The 21148-nt window shown below is 48.4% G+C and carries 19 protein-coding genes; 5 read left to right on the forward strand and 14 right to left on the reverse strand.

Features of this window, described 5'->3' with window-relative positions; genetic code table 11:
* Positions 1–214 precede the first annotated feature (214 nt).
* From glpK to ACWGXJ_RS23725, 3 genes are all read right to left on the reverse strand, one after another.
* Positions 215–1705 (reverse strand): glycerol kinase GlpK, encoded by a 1491-nt coding sequence (glpK, locus tag ACWGXJ_RS23715; RefSeq protein ID WP_165177952.1) that lies wholly within the window; start codon positions 1703–1705, stop codon positions 215–217.
* A 57-nt stretch (positions 1706–1762) separates the two neighbouring features.
* A complete protein-coding gene (locus tag ACWGXJ_RS23720) occupies positions 1763–2320 on the reverse strand; it encodes a glycerol-3-phosphate responsive antiterminator (RefSeq protein WP_023990856.1) in 558 nt (185 codons plus the stop codon).
* A gap of 206 nt (positions 2321–2526) precedes the next feature.
* The gene (locus ACWGXJ_RS23725) at positions 2527–3480 is read right to left on the reverse strand and encodes an alpha/beta hydrolase (RefSeq protein ID WP_452567708.1); all 954 of its coding nucleotides are present in this window, start codon (positions 3478–3480) and stop codon (positions 2527–2529) included.
* A gap of 267 nt (positions 3481–3747) precedes the next feature.
* Between ACWGXJ_RS23725 and ACWGXJ_RS23730 the strand changes: the two genes are divergently transcribed.
* Positions 3748–4383, forward strand: coding sequence for an NAD(P)-dependent oxidoreductase (locus ACWGXJ_RS23730; protein ID WP_039271761.1), 636 nt, complete (start codon positions 3748–3750; stop codon positions 4381–4383).
* Positions 4384–4502: 119 nt separating this feature from the next.
* Here the strand turns inward: ACWGXJ_RS23730 and ACWGXJ_RS23735 are convergent, their stop codons facing one another.
* From ACWGXJ_RS23735 to kduI, 8 genes are all read right to left on the reverse strand, one after another.
* Entirely contained in the window at positions 4503–5690 is a 1188-nt protein-coding gene (locus ACWGXJ_RS23735) for a cation:proton antiporter (protein WP_039271763.1), read from the reverse strand.
* 315 nt (positions 5691–6005) lie between these two features.
* Positions 6006–6593 carry a GNAT family N-acetyltransferase gene (locus tag ACWGXJ_RS23740; protein ID WP_452567709.1) on the reverse strand — a complete coding sequence of 196 codons (588 nt, stop codon included), beginning with the start codon at positions 6591–6593 and terminating at the stop codon, positions 6006–6008.
* 65 nt (positions 6594–6658) lie between these two features.
* Positions 6659–8020, reverse strand: coding sequence for an MFS transporter (locus tag ACWGXJ_RS23745; protein ID WP_452567710.1), 1362 nt, complete (start codon positions 8018–8020; stop codon positions 6659–6661).
* A 93-nt stretch (positions 8021–8113) separates the two neighbouring features.
* A complete protein-coding gene (locus ACWGXJ_RS23750) occupies positions 8114–9265 on the reverse strand; it encodes a winged helix-turn-helix domain-containing protein (RefSeq protein ID WP_452567711.1) in 1152 nt (383 codons plus the stop codon).
* Complete coding sequence (locus ACWGXJ_RS23755) at positions 9246–10484, reverse strand: CynX/NimT family MFS transporter (protein ID WP_336076640.1); 1239 nt, start codon at positions 10482–10484, stop codon at positions 9246–9248. Before ACWGXJ_RS23755 ends, ACWGXJ_RS23750 begins: the two co-directional genes overlap by 20 nt.
* Before the next feature lie 246 nt (positions 10485–10730).
* Positions 10731–11507 (reverse strand): 2-dehydro-3-deoxy-D-gluconate 5-dehydrogenase KduD, encoded by a 777-nt coding sequence (gene kduD / locus ACWGXJ_RS23760; protein ID WP_061831955.1) that lies wholly within the window; start codon positions 11505–11507, stop codon positions 10731–10733.
* 49 nt (positions 11508–11556) lie between these two features.
* Positions 11557–12201 (reverse strand): bifunctional 2-keto-4-hydroxyglutarate aldolase/2-keto-3-deoxy-6-phosphogluconate aldolase, encoded by a 645-nt coding sequence (locus ACWGXJ_RS23765; protein ID WP_452567712.1) that lies wholly within the window; start codon positions 12199–12201, stop codon positions 11557–11559.
* Positions 12202–12280: 79 nt separating this feature from the next.
* Complete coding sequence (kduI, locus tag ACWGXJ_RS23770) at positions 12281–13111, reverse strand: 5-dehydro-4-deoxy-D-glucuronate isomerase (protein ID WP_061831956.1); 831 nt, start codon at positions 13109–13111, stop codon at positions 12281–12283.
* A 340-nt stretch (positions 13112–13451) separates the two neighbouring features.
* On the opposite strand from kduI, the gene ACWGXJ_RS23775 reads away from it, so the two are divergent.
* Positions 13452–14408, forward strand: a complete 957-nt coding sequence (locus ACWGXJ_RS23775; protein ID WP_134904688.1) for a sugar kinase — start codon at positions 13452–13454, stop codon at positions 14406–14408.
* Here ACWGXJ_RS23775 and ACWGXJ_RS23780 read toward each other — a convergent pair.
* The 3 genes from ACWGXJ_RS23780 to ACWGXJ_RS23790 all read right to left on the reverse strand — a co-directional run bounded on the left by ACWGXJ_RS23780 (position 14405) and on the right by ACWGXJ_RS23790 (position 17271).
* On the reverse strand, positions 14405–14581 hold the full coding sequence (locus ACWGXJ_RS23780; RefSeq protein WP_155765236.1) for a hypothetical protein: 177 nt from the start codon (positions 14579–14581) through the stop codon (positions 14405–14407). The genes ACWGXJ_RS23775 and ACWGXJ_RS23780 overlap by 4 nt on opposite strands.
* Before the next feature lie 9 nt (positions 14582–14590).
* Positions 14591–15604 (reverse strand): LacI family DNA-binding transcriptional regulator, encoded by a 1014-nt coding sequence (locus ACWGXJ_RS23785; RefSeq protein WP_452567713.1) that lies wholly within the window; start codon positions 15602–15604, stop codon positions 14591–14593.
* Positions 15605–15861: 257 nt separating this feature from the next.
* Positions 15862–17271 carry an MATE family efflux transporter gene (locus tag ACWGXJ_RS23790; protein ID WP_023990870.1) on the reverse strand — a complete coding sequence of 470 codons (1410 nt, stop codon included), beginning with the start codon at positions 17269–17271 and terminating at the stop codon, positions 15862–15864.
* 358 nt (positions 17272–17629) lie between these two features.
* Between ACWGXJ_RS23790 and ACWGXJ_RS23795 the strand changes: the two genes are divergently transcribed.
* From ACWGXJ_RS23795 to ACWGXJ_RS23805, 3 genes are all read left to right on the forward strand, one after another.
* The gene (locus ACWGXJ_RS23795) at positions 17630–18637 is read left to right on the forward strand and encodes an acrylyl-CoA reductase family protein (RefSeq protein WP_254349923.1); all 1008 of its coding nucleotides are present in this window, start codon (positions 17630–17632) and stop codon (positions 18635–18637) included.
* 234 nt (positions 18638–18871) lie between these two features.
* Positions 18872–19432, forward strand: a complete 561-nt coding sequence (locus ACWGXJ_RS23800; protein ID WP_322158930.1) for an RNA polymerase sigma factor — start codon at positions 18872–18874, stop codon at positions 19430–19432.
* Positions 19392–21077: a DUF4179 domain-containing protein gene (locus ACWGXJ_RS23805; RefSeq protein WP_452567714.1), complete on the forward strand. Its 1686-nt coding sequence runs from the start codon at positions 19392–19394 to the stop codon at positions 21075–21077. Before ACWGXJ_RS23800 ends, ACWGXJ_RS23805 begins: the two co-directional genes overlap by 41 nt.
* Positions 21078–21148 lie beyond the last annotated feature (71 nt).

Here is a 21148-nt window from a genome sequence, read left to right on the forward strand (position 1 = left end):
AGCTTTGTATATATTCACGATGCAAACTGCCAACCGAATCATCATAAGGTACAAAAAAAGACCACGAACATCGCTGCGGCGGATGCCGAGCGGTTCATGGTCTCTCCAAGTCTCCTGACGAGTATTAACTTATCTATATCGTAGCACACACGATACGCTATGAAAAGGGAATTCTGCCTGTTGCCAGATGGCTGCCTTCTATGCAATACCGTCTCTACTTGAATGCCATTGCGGCATGAACTGCCTTTTTCCAGCCACCATAAAGCCCAGTCCGCACGTCCTCACTCATGGACGGAGTAAAGGTATGATCACTTTGCGCATATCCCCGGACTTCATCCAGACTGCTCCAAAACCCAACTGCCAGTCCCGCTAAATACGCCGCACCGAGTGCAGTTGTCTCGTTCACAGCAGGTCGTTCTACAGGCAGATCGAGAATATCGCTCTGGAACTGCATCAGGAACTCGTTCATCACTGCACCTCCATCTACACGCATTGAACGCACAGGTACACCCGAATCGCTAGCCATGGCAGTTAGGACATCCTTAGTCTGGTAGGCCAGCGATTCCAGTACCGCTCGTATAAAGTGCTCCTTGGTCGTTCCCCGCGTCAAACCAAATGTCGCGCCGCGCACGTCACTGTCCCAATACGGGCTGCCCAGACCCACAAAGGCTGGGACAAAATATACCCCTTCCGTCGAGGTCACACGCGCCGCATACGCTTCACTATCTTTGGCTTCGCGAAACATACGCAACCCATCACGTAGCCACTGGATAGCAGATCCGGCTACAAAAATGCTGCCCTCCAGTGCATACTTCACCTGACCATTCAGCCCCCATGCAATGGTCGTAATCAGTCCATGTTCCGAGTCACAGGGTTCATCTCCGGTATTCATCAGCATAAAGCATCCCGTACCGTAAGTATTTTTAATCATGCCCTTGTCAAAGCATCCCTGACCGAACAGAGCTGCTTGCTGATCGCCCGCCGCTCCGGCAATAGGAATTTCCTGTCCAAAAAAGTGATAATCCACCGTATGCGCATATATCTCAGAAGATGATTTCACCTCTGGTAGCATAGACGCAGGAACGCCGAGAATATCCAGCAGCTCCTCATCCCATTTTAGCTCATAAATGTTGTACATGAGTGTGCGGGCCGCATTGGAGTAGTCCGTTACATGTGCTTTACCACCGGACAATCTCCAGATTAGCCAGGTATCAATCGTACCCAACAGCAAATCCCCGCGCTCCGCTTGAGCTCGTGCCCCTTCGACGTTGTCGAGTATCCATTTGACCTTGGTGCCAGAAAAGTAGGGATCAATGAGTAGTCCCGTTTTGCTATGAAAAATATGATCAAATCCACGGCTTTTCAATTCCTCGCAGATCCCGGCTGTTTGCCGTGACTGCCATACCAGTGCATGATATACAGGCAGACCCGTATGTTTATCCCACACCACTACGGTTTCCCGTTGATTCGTAATACCAATCCCGGCAATTTGGCTGGCTTTCACACCTGATTCCGACAAGCAGGAGGCGATGACGGCCAAAATAGAGCTCCATATTTCATTTGCGTTTTGCTCTACCCACCCCGGCTGGGGAAAATACTGTGGGAACTCCCGTTGTGCCTTGTATACCACTTTTCCCTGCCGATCAAACAAGATGGCCCGCGAACTGGTTGTGCCCTGATCCAAGGCAAGGATGTATTGCTCCATCGTTTTCCAGCCTCCTTGCATATTTATGTATTGTTGCCCACTTGATTCAAGTAAAGGCTATTGCTTATAATGCTCGAACAGTTGTTTATTGGAGGTCGTAACTGCTGTAGCTCCCGCAGCCAACGCCGCTTCCACATCCTCAGGGGTGCGAATAAGTCCGCCCGCCAAAATAGGAATGCCCGTGCGTTCGCTGACTTCCTTAATCATCGGTGGGACAACACCAGGCAGTACCTCAATATAATCAGGTCGTGTTTTTTCCACCAGCGCGTAGCTTTTTTCTAGCGCAATTGTATCGAGTAGGAACACCCGCTGTACAGCAAGAATCCCCTTCTTTTTAGCGGTTGCGATCACCCCGGACCGGGTCGAAATGATCCCAAATGGCTTAATTTCCTGACACAAATATTCAGCCGCATACTCGTCATTCTTCAAGCCTTGCACCAGGTCGGCATGCAGGAGCATTTGCTTGCTGCGACTCCTAGCCATCTGGTACAGGTTGCGCAGCTGCGCTACATGCGTATCCAGAAAAACAGCATACTCATAAGAACTGTCCAAAATACCCTCCAGCTGCTTCATATGCTTAGCTGCAGGTAAAATGCGTTGTCCCTGAAATGGCATGGATATCCCCCTTAGGCTGAATGTCGGTCAAACTCGTTCAAATTTTATATTATCACTCTGTTCGACGAACGTGAAGCGGTTTCATTGCAGATATGTATAAAGGCTGCCTTCCCTGCAATAGATGTCAGCAGGAAGAAGACAGCCTAATCGTTCAAAGGAACTGGATCAAATCACACGACGGCACCCTTAAAATGCTCTATAGTGTACTAGCCCTCAAATCCTTGGCGCAGCCATGAGGTAGCGAGCGTGATCGCACCGCGCTTGGCCGCGGTTTCCGACAATGGGTTCAGCATCACAAAGTCGTGGATGATGCCCTGAAAGCGTGCAGCGGTTACCTCTACCCCTGCTTCACGCAGCTTGTTCGCATAGGCCTCACCTTCATCGCGCAGCACATCTGCCTCGCCAGTAATGACCAGCGCACGCGGTAGCCCATTGAGCTGTTCTGTGGTGGCACGTAACGGGGACGCCGTAATCTGCGCTCGTTCATTGGGATCTGTCGTATATTGATCCCAAAACCATTGCATTCCTTCGCGGCTCAGGAAATATCCTGTGGCGAACTCCTGGTAGGATTCCGTGTCAAAGGAAGCGTCCGTCACCGGATAAAATAACAACTGCTGCCGGATGGCAGGACCACTGCGTTCTTTGGCCAGCAACGTTACGGCCGCGGTCATGTTACCGCCGACACTGTCTCCGGCTATCGTCAGCGTATCGGGCTTCAGTCCATGCTCGCGCCCATGTTGCGCCACCCATTGAACAACCGCGTAAATTTCCTCAATCGCCGTCGGATATTTAGCTTCAGGTGACAAGCTGTATTCCGGGAATACAACGGCTGCCTGTGAGCCGACTGCCAATTCACGAATCAGACGATCATGCGTGTGGGCATTACCGAATACCCAACCTGCTCCGTGAATATATACAATGACCGGCAGATCACTTGTCACTTGTTGTGGACGAACAATTCTGACCTTTACCTCACCGCCAGGCCCACCTGGAATAGTTAGATCTTCTACATCTGCGGCAGGTTTGTCTGCTGGACCGGATTGAACCTCATTGACCGTTTCACGTCCTTTTTCAGGACCCAAATCATATAGAAACGGAGGTTTGGCATTATCGTCTGCAAATTTCTGTGCTGCGGGTTCAAGCTGTACTTTTTTACTCATATCGGTTCACTCTTCCCTTCTTATTCTGTGGTCTACATATATCCAATAGGCTTAAGTTTGCTCATTCAGTTTCACCTTATATATTTAAACGAGTTCCTCTCTTTCCAATCGGAGGACTTTAGTTTGCCCAACAGAAGAGCTTGACTTTTATTTTGTATTGTAACTATAATAGTTACATATTAAAGTTTGTAAATGCACTGGGTACACTTACGATCAAACGAATGAATCATCCATCATCCACATCATATCTATAGGAGGCTATCTATTATGAAAATTGCAGTTATTGGTGCAACCGGTAAAGCAGGAAGTAATATCGTAAAAGAAGCATTAGACAGAGGGCATGAAGTAACCGCCATCGTCCGTGACTCGGCTAAAGTAACAGAAAGTCGTGCTACTGTAGTACAAAAAGACGTTTTTGATCTGAAAACAGATGATCTGAAAGGCTTTGACGTAGTCGTTAATGCATTTGCCGCTCCACTCGGACAAGAGCATCTGCATGTCGATGCAGGTAACGTACTAATTGAAGGCCTGCGTAATGTATCCGGTACTCGCCTGATTGTCGTAGGTGGTGCAGGCAGCTTGTTCACTGACGAATCCCAAACACTTTTGGTAAAAGATGCTCCCGGCTTCCCTGATTTCGTATATCCAACAGCAAATAACCAAGGAAAAAACCTGGAAATTTTGCGTGGTACCAGCGACCTGAACTGGACTTTCATTAGTCCTTCTGCGGAATTTGCTCTGGGTAAACGCACAGGCTCTTACCAAGTGGGAAAAGACACACTGTTGGTTAATTCCAAAGGTGCAAGCTATGTCAGCTACGAAGATTATGCGGTTGCCGTAGTGGACGAAATCGAAAAACCACAACATCTGAACCAACGTTTCACTGTCGTATCTGAGTCCTAATTACTGTATTCTCGCAGCACATTTAGCATAAAAAAGACCCTTCGCCCATTCTCTCATGCTGCACGCTATGAGAAATTGAACCCGAAGGGTCTTTTTGTTATGACCTGTTGATACTCTCGTTATGACTTGTCCGTGCTGACCTTCTTTTCTGTATCGTGAGCGGAAGTCTCCCTCTTATCGCTAAAACACAGCTTGAGGATCGGAGGCGAAGCCAAAGTCGTCAGAATGATGGCAATGATCACCGATGTAAAATATTGCTGTGCCAACAGACCCGACTGTAGACCGGTAGCTGCGATAATAAGTGCAACCTCGCCGCGAGATATCATCCCGGAGCCGATCGCAAGGGCAGAACGGTTATCGAAGCCCGTCAGCCTCGCCCCGAGTCCTCCCCCGATTAGCTTTGTCACCAGCGCAATCAGTGTCAAAACAACAACAAATCCGAGCTGCTGCCCTACTCCCTCAAAGGAAACATTTAATCCGATGCTGACAAAAAATACAGGAACAAAAATGGAATAAGCGATGGGTTCCACCTTTTCTTCTACGACGTGCTTAAAGCTGGTTTGTGCAATGGCAATCCCGGCCGCAAAGGCTCCGATAATCCCTGCCATCCCCAACATATCCGCAAAATACGCAAATCCAAAGCAAATAATCAACGCAGTCGTGATGACCGCTTCAGTCACCTTGAGCGGAGCAAGTATTTTCATAATCCATGGAACAACGAACCAGCCCCCCAGAATAGCTACGACGAAGAAAACTAGCTTTTTGCCAACAAGAAGTCCCAGCGAAGTTTCTCCACCCATACCGAATATACTCATTACTACCGCTAGCAGCACCACGACAAGCACATCATCCAGCACTGCCGCACCCAAAATGGTTGAGCCTTCCCGGGTATTCAGCTTATTCATATCCTTGAGTACCTGTACCGTAATGCTTACCGAGGTAGCACTTAGAATAATTCCTAGAAACCAGCCTTCATGCACCGAGAATCCAAAGGCTTCCCCTACACCAAAACCGCAAATTAACGGTAAAATAATACCTCCAACCGCCACAGCTACCGCAGGCTTCCAGTTACGTCGAAGTTGATCCAGATCCGTCTCCAGTCCAGCAATGAACATCAGCAGCAGCACGCCGATTTCAGACATATCATGAATCAGCGAATCATTCTGAACCCATCCCAATACGGCTGGGCCCAGGACAATTCCTGCGATCAGCTTTCCCAACACCGCTGGTTGACCGAGCTTGACGGACAAATGACCCGCGACTTTTGTGAACAGTAGAATCAGCAGAAGATATAGTATAAATTGCATAGGCTGATAACCTCCTTTTTATTTAATCCTTGAACTCATTTGCGCATAACCCACAATATTGAAGATACTGATAATCATAAAATGCTAAACAAACGTGCAAAATATGTGTCTGACCTGAAACAAACGGCTCGCAAAATAAAAAGGGAAACCCGAAATACAGCACAGGTTCCCCTAAAAAAGACATAAAGGAGCCTTGGTGACAGGCTCCTCCGGTAAATTCATATATTCTTTTAATGTTGTCGGTCATACTTGCGCAAACGAGCAATTTTATCTTTTAATTATATCTCTTCTGCAAACCCGTGTAAACGTGTTGAATCAATTTTCTGCTTTTTTCACATAGCGGTCGCGGTATTCGTGGTCCAGCATACTCATCAGAATCGAATCATGGTATTCATAATTGTAGAATAAAGCATCCCGCTGCATACCTTCGCGCTGAAAGCCTACTTTTTCATAGCAACGAATGGCGCGTTCATTAAAATCAAATACATTCAGCTCAATCCGATGCAGATTACAGATACCGAATCCGTAACCCAGCATGAGTACAAGCGCTTCGGTGCCGTAGCCTTTCCCCTGATTTCCCTGCTCATTGATCGCAATACGGATGTTGGCACTGCGGTTTAGGCTGTCCATATCCTGCAGGGCTATATCCCCAATGACACGATCATCTTCGATAAGCGCAATCAACAGCAACAGGCTTGAGGTGTCCTGTCCTTTAGCTTCAATATAACGGGCAATTTGATCCTTGGTAAAGCTGCGTTGTGTGCCTGTCAGCCTCCGCACATCCTGATGGAACAATGTATTATAGTATAGCTCGGTGTCCTCTACGTTAACGGGACGCAAGTACACCCGTGATCCTTCAAGTAACCGTGCCACAGGCTCTGAGGCTGAAGTTTGTTGAGTCATTATGATCTCTCCCATGCTAATAATATAAATGACGAAAATCAAAGCAAATTATTGCGCAAGTTTGACTACGCAAGGTCTGCATTTTGCTCCGTAGTCAGGCTAGAATCAGCGAGGGACTCGCGCCAAATTACGGATTGAAGCAGCAGGCCTGCCAAACCCAAGATTCCAACAGTCATCCCGATCCAGACAAAAGCCGTTCCCGCCCCTGCTATTCGGATTAATACTCCCCCTGCAAGCGGGCAAACGACCATGATTGCTCCAATCACGGTACTTTGGATACCAAAGACGCGCCCCACCATATCAGCAGGGGTTTTGGCTTGTAATATATAATTCTGGGTGATAATGTACAGGCCGTTGCCCACGCCCAGCACGGCCCCGATCATAAGCAGTCCGGGCAATCCTGTTCCGGGTTGTGCCCAGCCTAAAGCAGCAATAGCTCCGCCAACCAGCACATATCCACCACCGAGCCCCCAGCCTGCGCTTATGCGATTCAAGCGATTAAGCACAAGCATGCAGCCGACGGCGCCAGCACCAATGGCTGAAACCAGCCAGCCAAGCAGTGATTCATTACCCGGAGCGAGCACTCGCAGCAATGTAGGGAACTGGTAGTCGATCATGAGAATGGCTATCAAACCGAAAAGTCCGAATATGAGCGTATGCAAAAGCATTCGACTGCGCCATAAGAACGCCCAGCCCTCACGCCATTGGTTGAAAAAACGAGATGCGCGGACATGCTCCTCCTGCATTTTGTCTTCATCAGCCTCAGGCGCTGTATGCGCAGCCGACTTTCCTTGCTGCCCGGCTGCAACAGCTTGTTGGTCTGTGCTGACCAGCGCCGGACCGACTCCGCGCAGCGGCCACAGCAACAGGCCGGAACAGAGACGCAGCAATGCATTGAGAATAATGCATGCCTGAGGGGACAACACAGTCAAGGTCATAGCGCCCAGTAATGGCCCTGCCACTTTGGAGGCCTGATTGACCAACCCATTCAGCGAGGTCGCCCGAAACAGGTCGTCGCTGGCGACTACCGCGCGGGTTAAGCCTTGCTGTGAAGGCATTTGGAATACGCCAGCCGCCGCGCGCAGACCGAGCAAAGGCAGCAGCCACGCCGGGCCCGGGACGGCGAGGATCGCCAGCGTCAATAAGGCGATAGCTGCATCGCAGACGATCATCAGCCGGGCCTTGTGTACCCGGTCGGCTAACGTGCCCGCGATGGAACCCAGCAGCAGACCCGGTAGGGCCATCACTACCGGAATCAGCGCAATCATCATAGGGTCGGCTTCCCAGCGATAGGCAACAAGCACCTGAATGGCGATAGCATCAAACCAATCGCCAAAGGAGGCAGCCGTGTGCGCCGCAAACATCCGCCGAAAACGGCCATTGCGCCAAATGCTAGGCGTGGATTGCAGTTCTTTCTTTTCCTTCATTATCTACTCACCCTGCTCTCATTTTCAGCTTCTTTTAGCTATAAGAACATTCTAGCGGGTCTATATCAGAGGAAAATCAGACAGCTAAAAACATCAGACCACAGAAAGTGTTTGCTCCAACCAGTGCCTTAGCGCCTGACGATGCAGTGTTAAACTGTTGTCCCGGTCAAGCCGATCATATTGAGCCGCATATTTCTCTTCCAGCGTGGGATAGGTGCCACAGAGCTTCAAAAAACCGCGGATTTGGCAGACCGCTTTGATTTTTAGCAATTCCTGTTTAGCCATATCAAGGGTATCCAGCCCTTCATCCATAAGCCGCTCGGCGTTGTTCACATCTCCAGTACGCAAAAGCATAAGTCCGCGCATCATGCGATAACGGCCCAGTTCGCGTAAATACGGAGCCTCCGACAGCATGCCTTCCAGACGATTAGACAGTTCGGCAGCCTTTTCCATATGATCGGAAACCAGATGCATGTACATCTCCATCAGTGCAACAGGCATCACAAATTTATCGAGATTATCCCGTTCCATTACCCTCAAGGTTAGTGGTAGACCTTCCTGTGCGCGTTCAGGTTCTCCATTTTCCACATAAGCCTCCAAGATGTTGAGAATGCGTAATTCCCGTTCCTGTTCACTGGACAGCAGCCTGCTGGAAAGCGCACACTCACATAGAGCAATCCCCTCATCCGTTACCCCTGCTGTGCCCGTAAATAGCAGCAATATCCAATACAATCGGTCTACAGGGGCAAAATCCTCCCGCTTCAAGAACCAGGACACATCCGCCTGTACAAAACGGGTATACATTTGATAAAAGGCGGACATTTGAAAACCCATCTGCTCCTGCTGGGCAGCCAGCGCTACGATGGAATTTCCCTGCCCCAACAGCTGGTATTTCCGGAAAAGTCCATGTACGGCGTCCTGCACCTCCTGATCGAGCAAGGACGGATGATTCTGTGGCTGCACGTCAGTCAAGGTCAAGCTGTAGCCATACCCTCTAACCGTATGAATACGGAGCCCATCCCATGACTTCAGTTTTTTGCGCAATCTGTAGATATGATCATCCACCGTACGCTCCACCGGATACTCCAGCGGCCACACACGATCCAGCAGTTGTTCCCGGGTGAACACCTGATTCCGGTTATCATACAGAAAGCGCAACAGCGCAAATTCTTTAGCCAACAACATAACACGATCTGCATTACAGACCACACTGTAGCCATCTGCATCAAATTGTAGCCTGATCATCCACCTCGCCTCCGATATATCGTTTCTTAGCTGCACCTAGCCCTATAAACATAAGCAACACACTCAGACACAAGAGCAGCAGCAGCGGGATTGTCCAGCCTTGCGTCGCATCATGCAGATAACCGAACAGCGTCGGTCCTGTTGCTGCTAGCAAATAACCAAAGGATTGTGCCATACCAGACAGCTCTGCTGCCTGCTGCGGTGTCCGCGTCCGCAAATTAAAGAACATCATCACTAACGGGAAAGCAAAACCACCCGCTATACCGATACAAATGACCCAAATCACACTCCACTGTGTAGCCCCAAGCAGAAATCCACCCAGACCGATAAAATACAGCGCAGCCATAATCAGAACCAATATCCGCTGATCCTTCACCCGCGCTGCCCAAATAGGCACAATAAAAGTAAATGGCATTTGTGAAAACTGCAGCACGGACAGCATCCATCCCGCAGTCTCTGAATCCATCCCCTGTCCGCTCATCATTTCGGGAAACCAAGCGGCAGGAACATAGAACAGGGCAGATTGCAGCCCCATAAACAGCGTCACCTTCCAAGCCAAAGACGATGTATACACATTCACAGTTCGGGCAGACACTGCCGCTTTATTGGCTGTTTTGCGGGCCTTAAGGAGTTGGGGCACCCAGAGTAAAATACCTACGACACCCACAATTGCCCATATTCCCAAAGCACCGCGCCAGCCCATACCTCCGTTCAGAGCCAGCGGTATGCTCAGCCCGGATGCTGTTGCAGCAACCACATTCATGGATACTGAGTATACGCCGGTCATCAGTCCGCTGTTGCGAGGAAACTCCTCTTTGATCAGACTGGGCAGCAACACATTACACACGGCTATAGCCAGTCCCAGCATGGCAGTCCCGACAAATAATGCGGTCACCCCCAGCGTTGAGCGCACCACAATACCTGCGGTCAACAGCAGCAAGGCTGCAAAAATAATAAGAGATGACCCGAAGCGGCGCGACAGTTTGGCTACAAAAGGCGACAACAGGGCAAAAGCCAGCAACGGCAATGTCGTTAATAGGCCACTCAGTGTATTCGAAATATGCAAAGAATCCTTAATCAAACCGATAAGAGGTCCTACCGAGGTAATCGAGGCGCGCAGATTGGCACCTACCAGAATGATCCCTATGGCAAGCACCCAAGGACCGGCATGCCACAAAGATTTGTATACCAAAGCTCGTTGGTGTTGCTGTGAACTCATCTCTCCATTCTCCTATCTATCTGTGTTATGCTCAAAGGCTCCAACCAAGTGTACGGCTGGAGCCTAGCAATTTTTATCTCATTAAATTATAAAGGCATTCGTGCCATATGCATAGGACGGATCGAAACAGCGCTCCAAGTCTTCAAGTTCAGCATATAGCTTCATTAAAAAATAAAAGCTGCCTGAAAGGATAGTTTCCTTTTGAGGCAGCTTTCAGTTCATAAACTTCGATGCGACCAGCGCTGCTTAACGTACCAGCCAGCCGCCGTCCACCGCCAAGATATGACCGTTCATGTAGTCGGAACCCTGACTAGCGAGGAAAACCACAACTCCCATCAAATCAGACGGATCGCCCCAACGACCCGCAGGAATACGCGACAAGATTTCTTGATTGCGACTTTCATCCGCACGGATTGGAGCTGTATTTGCCGTAGCAATATAACCCGGCGCAATCGCATTAATCTGAACGTTATGAACCGCCAGCTCATTCGCAAATGCCTTGGTCAAACCAGCTACCGCATGCTTGCTCGCTGTATACGGCGGAACGAACTTGCCACCCTGAAAAGCAAGCATAGAAGCGACATTGATAATCTTCCCGCTTTTTTGCTCTACCATCACCTTTGCCACTTCCTGGCTCAGGTGATATACGGCATTCAGGTTAATCTCCATAACAGCGTCCCAATCCTCATCTTTATACTCCAGCAGAGGGGCGCGACGAATCGTACCTGCATTGTTTACAAGGATATCAATTTTACCGAATTCATTGACGCATTCTTCTACAATTTTCTTAATGGATTCTTTCTCTGTCAGATCAGCCTGATAAAAGGCAACCTTCACACCCGTTGGCTCCAGCAAACGTCTTGTTTCTTCATATTCATCATTGTTAGCTACAATGAACAGATTTGCACCTGCTTTGGCCAAAGCTACGGAATATCCTTGACCCAAACCAGTGTTGCCTCCTGTTACAATCGCCGTTTTACCTTTTAGACTGAAAAAATCCAATGAAAAATTGTCCAGACCCATGCCTACGCCTCCATCACAAATTAGTATAAAAACCTATAATTCCTGAAGCCTATAGCGCTGCGCGTACTTCCTTATATTTAGCTACATAACGTGCTGCATTTTCTGTGATCAAGTCGTAGCGACCTTCCTTGGCTGGAGCCGTCAAATTACCCCCAATTCCCACGGCTACACATCCGTTACGCAGCCAGGTTTCCATATTGTCCAGATCAACGCCACCAGTTGGCATAATCTGTACATGAGGCATTGGACCTCTGACAGCCTTAACAAAGTCCGCCCCCATCGCACTGCCTGGGAACAACTTCACGACATCGCTACCCAATTTCATGGCTTCCTTAATCTCATTCAGCGTCATACAGCCGGGCATATAAGGAATCGCGTACAAATTGCATATCTTCGCTGTTTCTTCTTCAAAAGAAGGACTCACGACAAACTCTGCTCCGGCTAGAATAGCAATTCTTGCCGTCAGTGACTCCAGTACCGTTCCTGCACCAATCACTGCCCGATCCTTAAATTCGTCTCTCAATCTTCGAATGACCTGATCCGCATCCGGCGTCGTAAATGTAAGCTCAATATTATCCAAGCCGCCTTCAATGCAGGCTTTAGACATTAGATATGCTTCCTCCGCCGTGTTTCCCCGAATGACTGCGACGACACCTACTGAAGTGATATGTTCCAAAACTTTCTTTTTCGTCATGTTCCTGATCCTTTCCACGAATGGGATGACCATGTACCCTCAGCCACTTGCAGGTTCACGCTCCAATACACTGATTGGATTAACGCAACTCGCTCATGGCAACCTGATCCATGTCTTTATATGTTTTATTTTCACCGGCCATGCCCCAAATGAAGGTATAGCTGCCCGTAGCCGCACCGCAGTGGATAGACCAAGGTGGAGAAATAACGGCTTCATCATTTTTCATCACCAGATGGCGCGTTTCGTTCGGTTCACCCATCAGGTGGAACATTCTCGCATTCTCATCCAGTTCAAAGTAGAAATACACTTCCATCCGACGGTCATGAACATGTGTCGGCATGGAGTTCCACACACTGCCGTTCTCCAACGTCGTCATCCCCATAACCAATTGGCAACTTTGAATGCCTTCATCATGGATAAAGCGACGCAACGTACGGTTGTTAGCTGTTTCCTGCGAACCCAGACTTTCAGACGGTACATCGGCAAAAGACTGCTTCGTCGTCGGATACGTGGTATGAGCCAGGGCCGAAACGATATAAAATTTCGCAGGCTTTTCACTGGAATCGCTTTCAAAGATCAACTCCTTGCCCCCTCTGCCTACATAGAGACAGTCTTTTGTGGCCAGCTCGTAAGTTTCACCGTCCACCTTGACCGTACCGCTGCCGCCGACATTAAAAATGCCCAGTTCGCGGCGCTCCAGGAAAGTTTCCGCTTTGATTTGATCGTTACCTTCCAGTGCAACAGATTTATTCACGGGATAAATGCCCCCGATAATGACACGATCTTCATGCGTATAGACCAGCTTTACCTCCTCAGGTACAAACAGTTCCTGGATCAAATAGTGCTGACGCAACTCTTCAGTCGTAAAATGCTTGGCATGTTCGGGATGAGTTGAATAACGCATTTCCATAAAAACATTCCTCCTGTTTAGATAAACTTTTTTATCAACGGAATTGTTATAAAAGCGGTTTCTAACTCTACTTCTTAGCTAGAATTGTAATAATTATCTAAGAGGGTGTCAACCCAAAACTTCACTATTCCTAGAAAAACCCTTAGTACATACGAAGTTTTACACGCTTTTTACCTTTTGATAAACAAAACCACATTTTTTTATCTGTATTACCTAAAAAGTTTTTAGCCAATATATCAACTTCATCATTGTGAAAAACCGATTTATGTGATAATTTCAATTTATTCAGTTAGTGCATGCGCTTACAGATTAAGTTTACTAAACATAAGGAGGAATACAAATGACCGCAACATTGGATGCTGTTACCTTCGGAGAACCGATGGCCATGTTTTATGCCAATGAAGCAGGCTCTCTGGATGAGGTGCGTTCATTCACCAAAGCGTTGGCCGGGGCAGAGACGAATGTTTCAGCCGGTTTGGCGCGTTTGGGTCTACGGGCGGGACTCGTGACCAAACTCGGCGAGGATACGTTCGGCAAGTTCATTGCCAGTGCGCTACGTGAGGAAGGGATCGACACACAGAACGTCATGTTTACCAAAGACCACTCTACCGGAATGCTGATTAAATCCAAAGTTACAAGTGGGGACCCCGAGGTGGAATATTTCCGAAAACATTCCGCCGCTTCTACATTAAGCATCGCTGATTTTAACGAGGCTTATTTTTCCGGAGCTCGCCATCTGCATTTTACAGGTATTTCTGTCGCCCTCTCCCCTGAGTGCCGTGATTTCGCACGTCATGCGCGGCAATTTATGAAAAAGGCTGGCAAAACCGTATCCTTTGATCCGAACCTCAGACCGAAATTATGGCCTGACACGCAAACGATGGTGGAGGCGATTAATGAGGCATCTGAGGGGTGTGACTGGCTTCTACCCGGCATTCATGAAGGTAAAATATTGACAGGCTACACCTCACCGGAGGATATCGCTTCCTTCTATCTTGACCGAGGTACCTCGCTGGTCATCATCAAGCTGGGAACCGAAGGCGCATATTACAAATCCGCAGATGCGGAGGGATATGTCAAACGCTTCCGCGTAGAGCATGTCGTAGATACCGTCGGCGCAGGTGACGGCTTTGCCGCAGGTGTGATTAGTGCGCTGCTGGAGGGCTTACCCCTGGCTGAAGCGGTCAAGCGCGGGAATGCACTTGGTGCGCTGGCTGTCATGTCAGCCGGAGATATGGATGGCTATCCGACGCGAGCCGAACTGGAATCCTTTTTGCTCAGCGCCAGCACAAATTAGTCCGGGTTTATTCCCCGCATAACCTTCACCGCTATAAGCGCAAGCTCAACAAGGCCGAATCCAAAGTCAGCCTTAACTTCCAATAGCCCGTATTCGCGTTTGTACGATCTGAGCAGCATACGCATACTCAGATCGTACAAAGGAATACGGGCTATTTTTATAATATATGACACATTGCTCGTCTACAGCGTTTTGACGGATTCTCCCCGATTGATATCCGGCACAAATCGGTAAATAATCGGGACTGATTCGCCGCCTTCCTCAATGCTGGACAGCAGTGTTTTTGCTGCCTGCTTCCCCATATCCGCAATCGGTTGTGTAATGGTCGTAATCGGCGGATTGTAAATATGGGCAAACTCCGCATCGTCAATCCCAATAATGGACAGCTCTGCCGGAATACGTATACGGCGGGCATTCACATACTTCAACACCTCAGCCAACACGATATCATTCCCGGCCAACAGCGCAGTCGGCGGCTCCGGCAGTTGGAACAGCTCCTTCAGCGTCCGCTGGATTTCTTCTCTCGGCACACTGTGCATATATTCTTCACGAGATGGCAAGCCATGCTCCTCCAGCGCCTTTTTGTATCCGCTGAGCCGTTCCACTCGTGGAGTAATCCGATTCAAGCCAAGGGGCAAAGTAATCAGCGCAATTCGCTCATGTTTATGAGCCACAAGTTCCTGAATCGCCAGCTTAATCGCCATTTCGTTATCCAGTAACAGGCTGCGCGTATTTACCCCATCTACCAAACGGTCCAAAAACACTAACGGATACTTTTCACGAATGAGTTGGTTGTAAATATCTGCATGCTTGCCTGTCGGGAAGATGATCAGGCCGTCCACCTGCCGAGCCTTGAGCATCTCAATATACTGGCTCTCCTTGTCTGGATTTTCATCGGCGTTGCAAATGATCACCTGAATGCCAAAACGCTGCAATTCCTCCTCAATCGCACGGATAGACTGGATCGAAAGGGTATAGTCAATGTTGGCTACAATGACCCCCACCATAAACGTCCGGTTTTGCTTCAAGCTGCGGGCCAGCCCGTTAGGCTGATAGTTCAGCTCTTGAATAACCTCGGCAATCCGGTCTCTGGTCTGGTCGCTCATATATTTATATCGTTTGTTCAGAAATTGCGAGACAGTGCTTTTAGACACTCCTGCCTTCTGGGCAACATCTTCAATCGTCGGCTTCTTCATCGGTACACTCCTTGTCTTTCATGTACTGCGTTAGTGCAACAAAAGTATATCTTTTTTTTAGTAAATTTACCATACTTCTATTTATGGATGCCATTATGATATAAGTCGAACTTCAAAGTTGCCTATCGTGCCACCGTGTAGAAGTATGGTTCTCCAGCAGCAAAAAGAGGCAGTTCAAGATGTTCTCTTGAACTGCCTCCGCGTACACAACTCTATCGAAAAGCTAGGTTCCAGCTGGCCCTAAATGCTGCTCGACATCAATGTGCCGGAACGGGCGTTGCAGACTGATCTGGTGTATCGTGCTCGACCAGCGCATGCTTTTCCCATAAACGGCTTTTCCAGCGGGCATACATGATGACAGCACGAGTCCATTCATCAGCAGCAATCGCCAGCCACACACCCGCGAGTCCCATATCCAGCTTGAACACAAGCAGATAACCAAGCGGCAAGCTCATGCAAACCATGGAGATCAGACCCATAAAGACCGGGAACTTCGCATCTCCAGCAGCACGCAACGAGTTAATAATGACGATATTCGTGGTCCGGCCAGTTTCTAGCAGAATGCTAAGTAAAATGACCTGTGCTCCCAAACGAATAATTTCAGGGTTTTCCGTGAACAAACCAAGCAAGGGAACACGGAAAAAGATGACCACCGCATCAATAATCACGGTCACGAGCAACGCCCATTTCACACTGGTCAATACACGTTTATAGGCAGTATCCTTCTGTCTGGCTCCCACGAGCCTTCCTACCACAATAGCCGTACCCATACCGACTGCCATACTGAACAAGTAAATATAGCTTGAAATATTATTCGCATATTGACGTGTCGCCATTGCTTCTGCGCCCAGATAAGTCACGTACAGTGTGAAGATGAGCTGACACGACTGATACATAATGGACTCCAGCGCGGATGGTACACCAATGCGCAATATTTTAGAGATGAACTTTTTGGACAATTGGACGTAATATTTCCACTCGACACGAACCTCAGTGACCCGGTACATCAGCCAGAAGAAGATCAGGAGACAAATAAAGCGGCTACCTACTGTAGAAATAGCAGCACCTTCTACTCCAAGTGCAGGCATTCCCCAATGCCCAAAAATCAAAACATAGTTGCCGACCACGTGGATCACGTTCATAAAAACCGAGACATACATTGTTTCTTTGGTAAAACCATGTGTACGAATAGTCGCCGCCAGCGCATTAATCAATGCTTGAAGAAAAATGGCACCTCCGACGATGCTCATATAAGACTCCGCGTAAGCCAGAATCTCACCCTGGACATTCAGCCATTGCAACATGTGCGTACCAAATACGAGAAAAATTACGCTAAGCAAAAGACCTACCATCAAATTCAACGTAATGGCCGTACCTGTAACCTGGGCCGCTTCGACTAGTTTCTTAGAACCGATATATTGAGCTACGACGATAGCAGCGCCGTTGCCGATAACCTCCAGTACAAGGATAGCAATTGAAATAATTTGATTGGACGCGCCCACACCCGACACCGCATTATCAGATACAGAACTGATCATGAATGTGTCGACGCTCCCCATTAGCATAAACAGAAACAATTCAAGGAAAATAGGCCATGTTAAACGGAACAAATTCAGTTCCTTAGCTTCGGACAATACCGAACCTTTTTTTAGTGCTCTGGTTGTCATTCATTCACCTTTCTTCATAGATTTATTTAACGATCAAAAGGTATGTTAGCACAGTCATTCTGAAAATACATCCCGTTTACGTAAAATGATTTGCAAAATGCGTAAGAATTCATTTATCACCCTCTTTATAATTGATTATCGAACTTTATTGAAACAGGATATTGCAAGAATATATCAGTAGTCTGGTCTTTTCGACGCAATTATGAGCTAAAGAGTATAATAGAATACGAGCCTGTGAGCATTGCCGCTGACAGGTTGTGAAGATTGTTGTATGCTTCCTAAGCATAATTTGTGAAATTAATAATGGAATATATAGGACATTCATAGGGTTAAAAGGTAATAAAGGAGGCTTTTACAGATGACTCAATCATTTCAAGCTCTTGTCGTCGATCAGACACAGGACGGTGAAGTCCAAGCAGAGGTACGTTCTCTGGAAGCTAGCAGTTTACCTGCTGGAGAAGTATTGATTCGTGTCGCTTATTCCAGCATCAATTATAAAGATGGGCTTGCTGCCCGCAAGGATGGCAATATTGTCAAAGCCTATCCGTTCGTACCAGGCATAGATTGCTCGGGAACCGTCGTCTCTTCGGAGGATAGCCGCTTTAGCGAAGGACAAGCGGTGCTCGTTACCGGATACGGGCTGGGTGTGTCTCAATTCGGAGGATTCAGCCAATATGCACGCGTGCCTGCGGACTGGGTGGTTCCACTTCCGAACGGACTCACGCCGAGAGAGGCAATGATTTTCGGGACAGCCGGATTCACCGCAGCCCTGTCGTTATATCGACTGGAGCAAAACGGCGTTACTCCGGAGCAGGGCAAGGTACTCGTCACCGGAGCGACGGGCGGTGTGGGCGGGGCAGCCATTGCCTTGCTGAACAAGAGAGGCTACCATGTCGTAGCCAGCAGTGGCAAGGCCGATGCGCTCGATTACCTCAAGGCGCTCGGAGCAGCCGAGGTTATTTCCCGCGAGGAGGTCTACGACGGTGCGGAGAGCATCCGCCCGCTGGGCAAGCAGCTTTGGCAAGCAGCTGTTGATCCTGTAGGCGGAAAGCCGCTCGCTTCGCTGCTCAGCCAGATCGCCTACAACGGCTCCGTTGCCGTGAGCGGCCTGACGGCAGGCACCAAGCTGCCTACGACGGTGCTGCCGTTTATTTTGCGCGGCGTAAGTCTGCTGGGCATAGACTCTGTCTTCTGCCCATACGACACTCGCGTAGCAATCTGGAAGCGGCTCGGCAGCGAATGGAAGCCGGAACAGCTGGAGCAGCTCGTTGAGCGCGAAGTCGGATTGGCCGACCTGCCAAGCGCGCTCGAAGACATACTTGCAGCCCGCTCGCAAGGAAGAACGCTAGTACGGCTGGTTGACTAAGCGGAGTAGTCCGCAAGCTATCCATTGACGTGTTTTCGCGTGAAGAAGTGTCATCCCTTAGGGTCTAGCTTAGGAACATGTAAGAAGCCTGTAAATCTGCTATTTTGAGATTTACAGGCTTCTTTTTTCGTGTGGTACATTTGAAGCAGACGGTTTACTTTTCGCAACCAAATGAACCTTTTGAGGACCCCAGTTGTTATATAGATAAACTGCACGAGAAAGGAGAGCACATCATTGGAGAGCAATCGAGAGTTGTTTGATTTGTATCAACGAGATGTATACCGAACCTGCTACTACATGGTACATAATGCATCGGATGCAGAGGATTTAACGCAGGAAGTGTTTATCATCCTGTTTCGCAGCAATCGTGAACAGATCGAACGACTAAAAGCCTGGATTATGAAGATTACGGTCAATCATTGTCTGAATTACCTTAAACGCCAGAAAAGCCTGCATTTGAAGGTATCGGCTAATCCCTATCTATTTAGCGGGGCGGAAGGTAAACCTGTAGACAGGCTGGTGGAAGAACGCGAATCGGCAGAGGAATGGGCCGTTTATATGAATCGCCTTCCGGCCAAAATCCGCGCTGTGCTGACACTCCGCTATATGCATGATTTCACGCTGGCGGAAATATCCAAACTGCTAGAAATTCCGCTGGGAACCGTCAAATCGAGGACTCACAAAGGACTAAAGTTATTGGAGCAAATATTGCGGGATGCAGGGGTACAAATTCCCGAGATGGAAGGAGAGAACTATGAACAACATAGAAAAGGCATTGAAGCGCAAGTTAAATGATGATTCGGAAATGGCCTATCCTGACTTCGGTGAGATGTGGAACCGGATGGAACAGACAGGGCATACTGCCCCTACGCTAACCGACACTTCCGATTCATTCACTCCCCACCGACACAGAAACTGGCGCAAAATAGCTATTGCCGCCTCTCTAAGCGCACTTCTGGTTGCAGTTCCTGTCTATGCCGCCATCCACTACAACTGGGACAATCTGCTACGCGGAAGAAGTGGCATCCAGACAGCATTAAAGCAAAACCTCGGGCAACCGTTGGAGCAGTCCGTGACCAGAGACGGAGTGAAGCTAACGCTGCATACAGCTATTGTCGATGAGAACCGGACCGTGATTCTGTACAGCTTGGAGGTCGGAAAACGAGCAGAAAACGAGTTTTGGAATGTCAAAGGCGTATCGCTAAAAAGTGCCGCGGGGGAAAGCAGTGCAGGGGAATATAACTTTCAGCAATGGGACCCGAAAAATCAACGGTACAACGGGTACTTTGAAAGTGACTGGACACCGCAGCAAGAAACAGAGAACGTGCGGCTGAACGTAGATCATATTGAGCTCACCAGCGTTCAAGAACTGGGATTGCCGCTCGATATCACATCGTCTCAGATGCAGACGTTCAAGCTGGATCGTAATGGCTTACAAGATATGAAAGTGCAGGTATTTGAACAAGGGAAGGATAAGCTGATGCTGTCCTCGGCAATTACCTTCGATTCGTCGATACCCAAGAGATGGGATAATCCGCAGATCATGGCCTACAAGGGCGGAATCCCTGTGATGTCGCAGCCGGGAGGAACTTTTGGCAAACCCGGTGATAACGGGGAGTATACAGCACAGCAATATTTTTCCAAAGCGGATATGCCGGAAGGACAGACTACCTTCAAACTTCAATATGCGCAAACCGAGAAAAGTATAAATGAACCTATAAAATTTGACCTGCAGCTAAGCAAGAAGAAGATGGAAAGCGGGACGATTAAAAGTGTGCTGAATATCCCACTGGAGAAAGGCAATCCAAATGTTTTGCTAGAACAAATGATTGTCACACCTACGCAAATCCGTGTCACGATCAGAAGCAAGGAGAAATTCGCCATGTTACCTTATCAAAAGTACTTTCTCTCTGTGAACGGCACAACGTTAGAGGGTAGTCGTTGGTCATCACCTGATCAGGAACACGATCTGAACACAATCCGTTTTGAAAGGCCGTCCAATCTTGTGATTACCAAGGACAGTCCTATTACTTTTACAGGTAAATACAAGGTTACGACCCATTCGGATGACAAAACGCCACAGCGTTTAACTGATATTTCTGAGCAAAAGCAGACACTAACGACGCAAGTCGGTGGCTATCCTGTGAAGTGGACCTACTATAAACAGGGATCAGACTTATTCGTAGAAACCGAAAGCGAGGACGCTCACTTTGGAGGGATTAACCAGACGCATATTGGCCTGGGTAAAGAACGGATTATCGGCAAGCCGATCACAGCCAATTTCACTGGAGACGGCAATAACAAGGCAGTGGATGTCTACAAGAACTTCAAAAAGAAGGAAGCTTTTATCTATATGTTCTACTATACAACGGACGACCCGGAAGCAGAGACAACCGTACCCTTACAGCCTCTGACAAGCAACAGCGAAGCATCTAAATAGTAATGCTATAAAAAGAGGGTCCTCTATACCTGTGTGAACCGTGGTATAGGGGACCCCTTTTTATTTTCCTA

The sequence above is a fragment of the Paenibacillus sp. S33 genome (assembly GCF_053615415.1).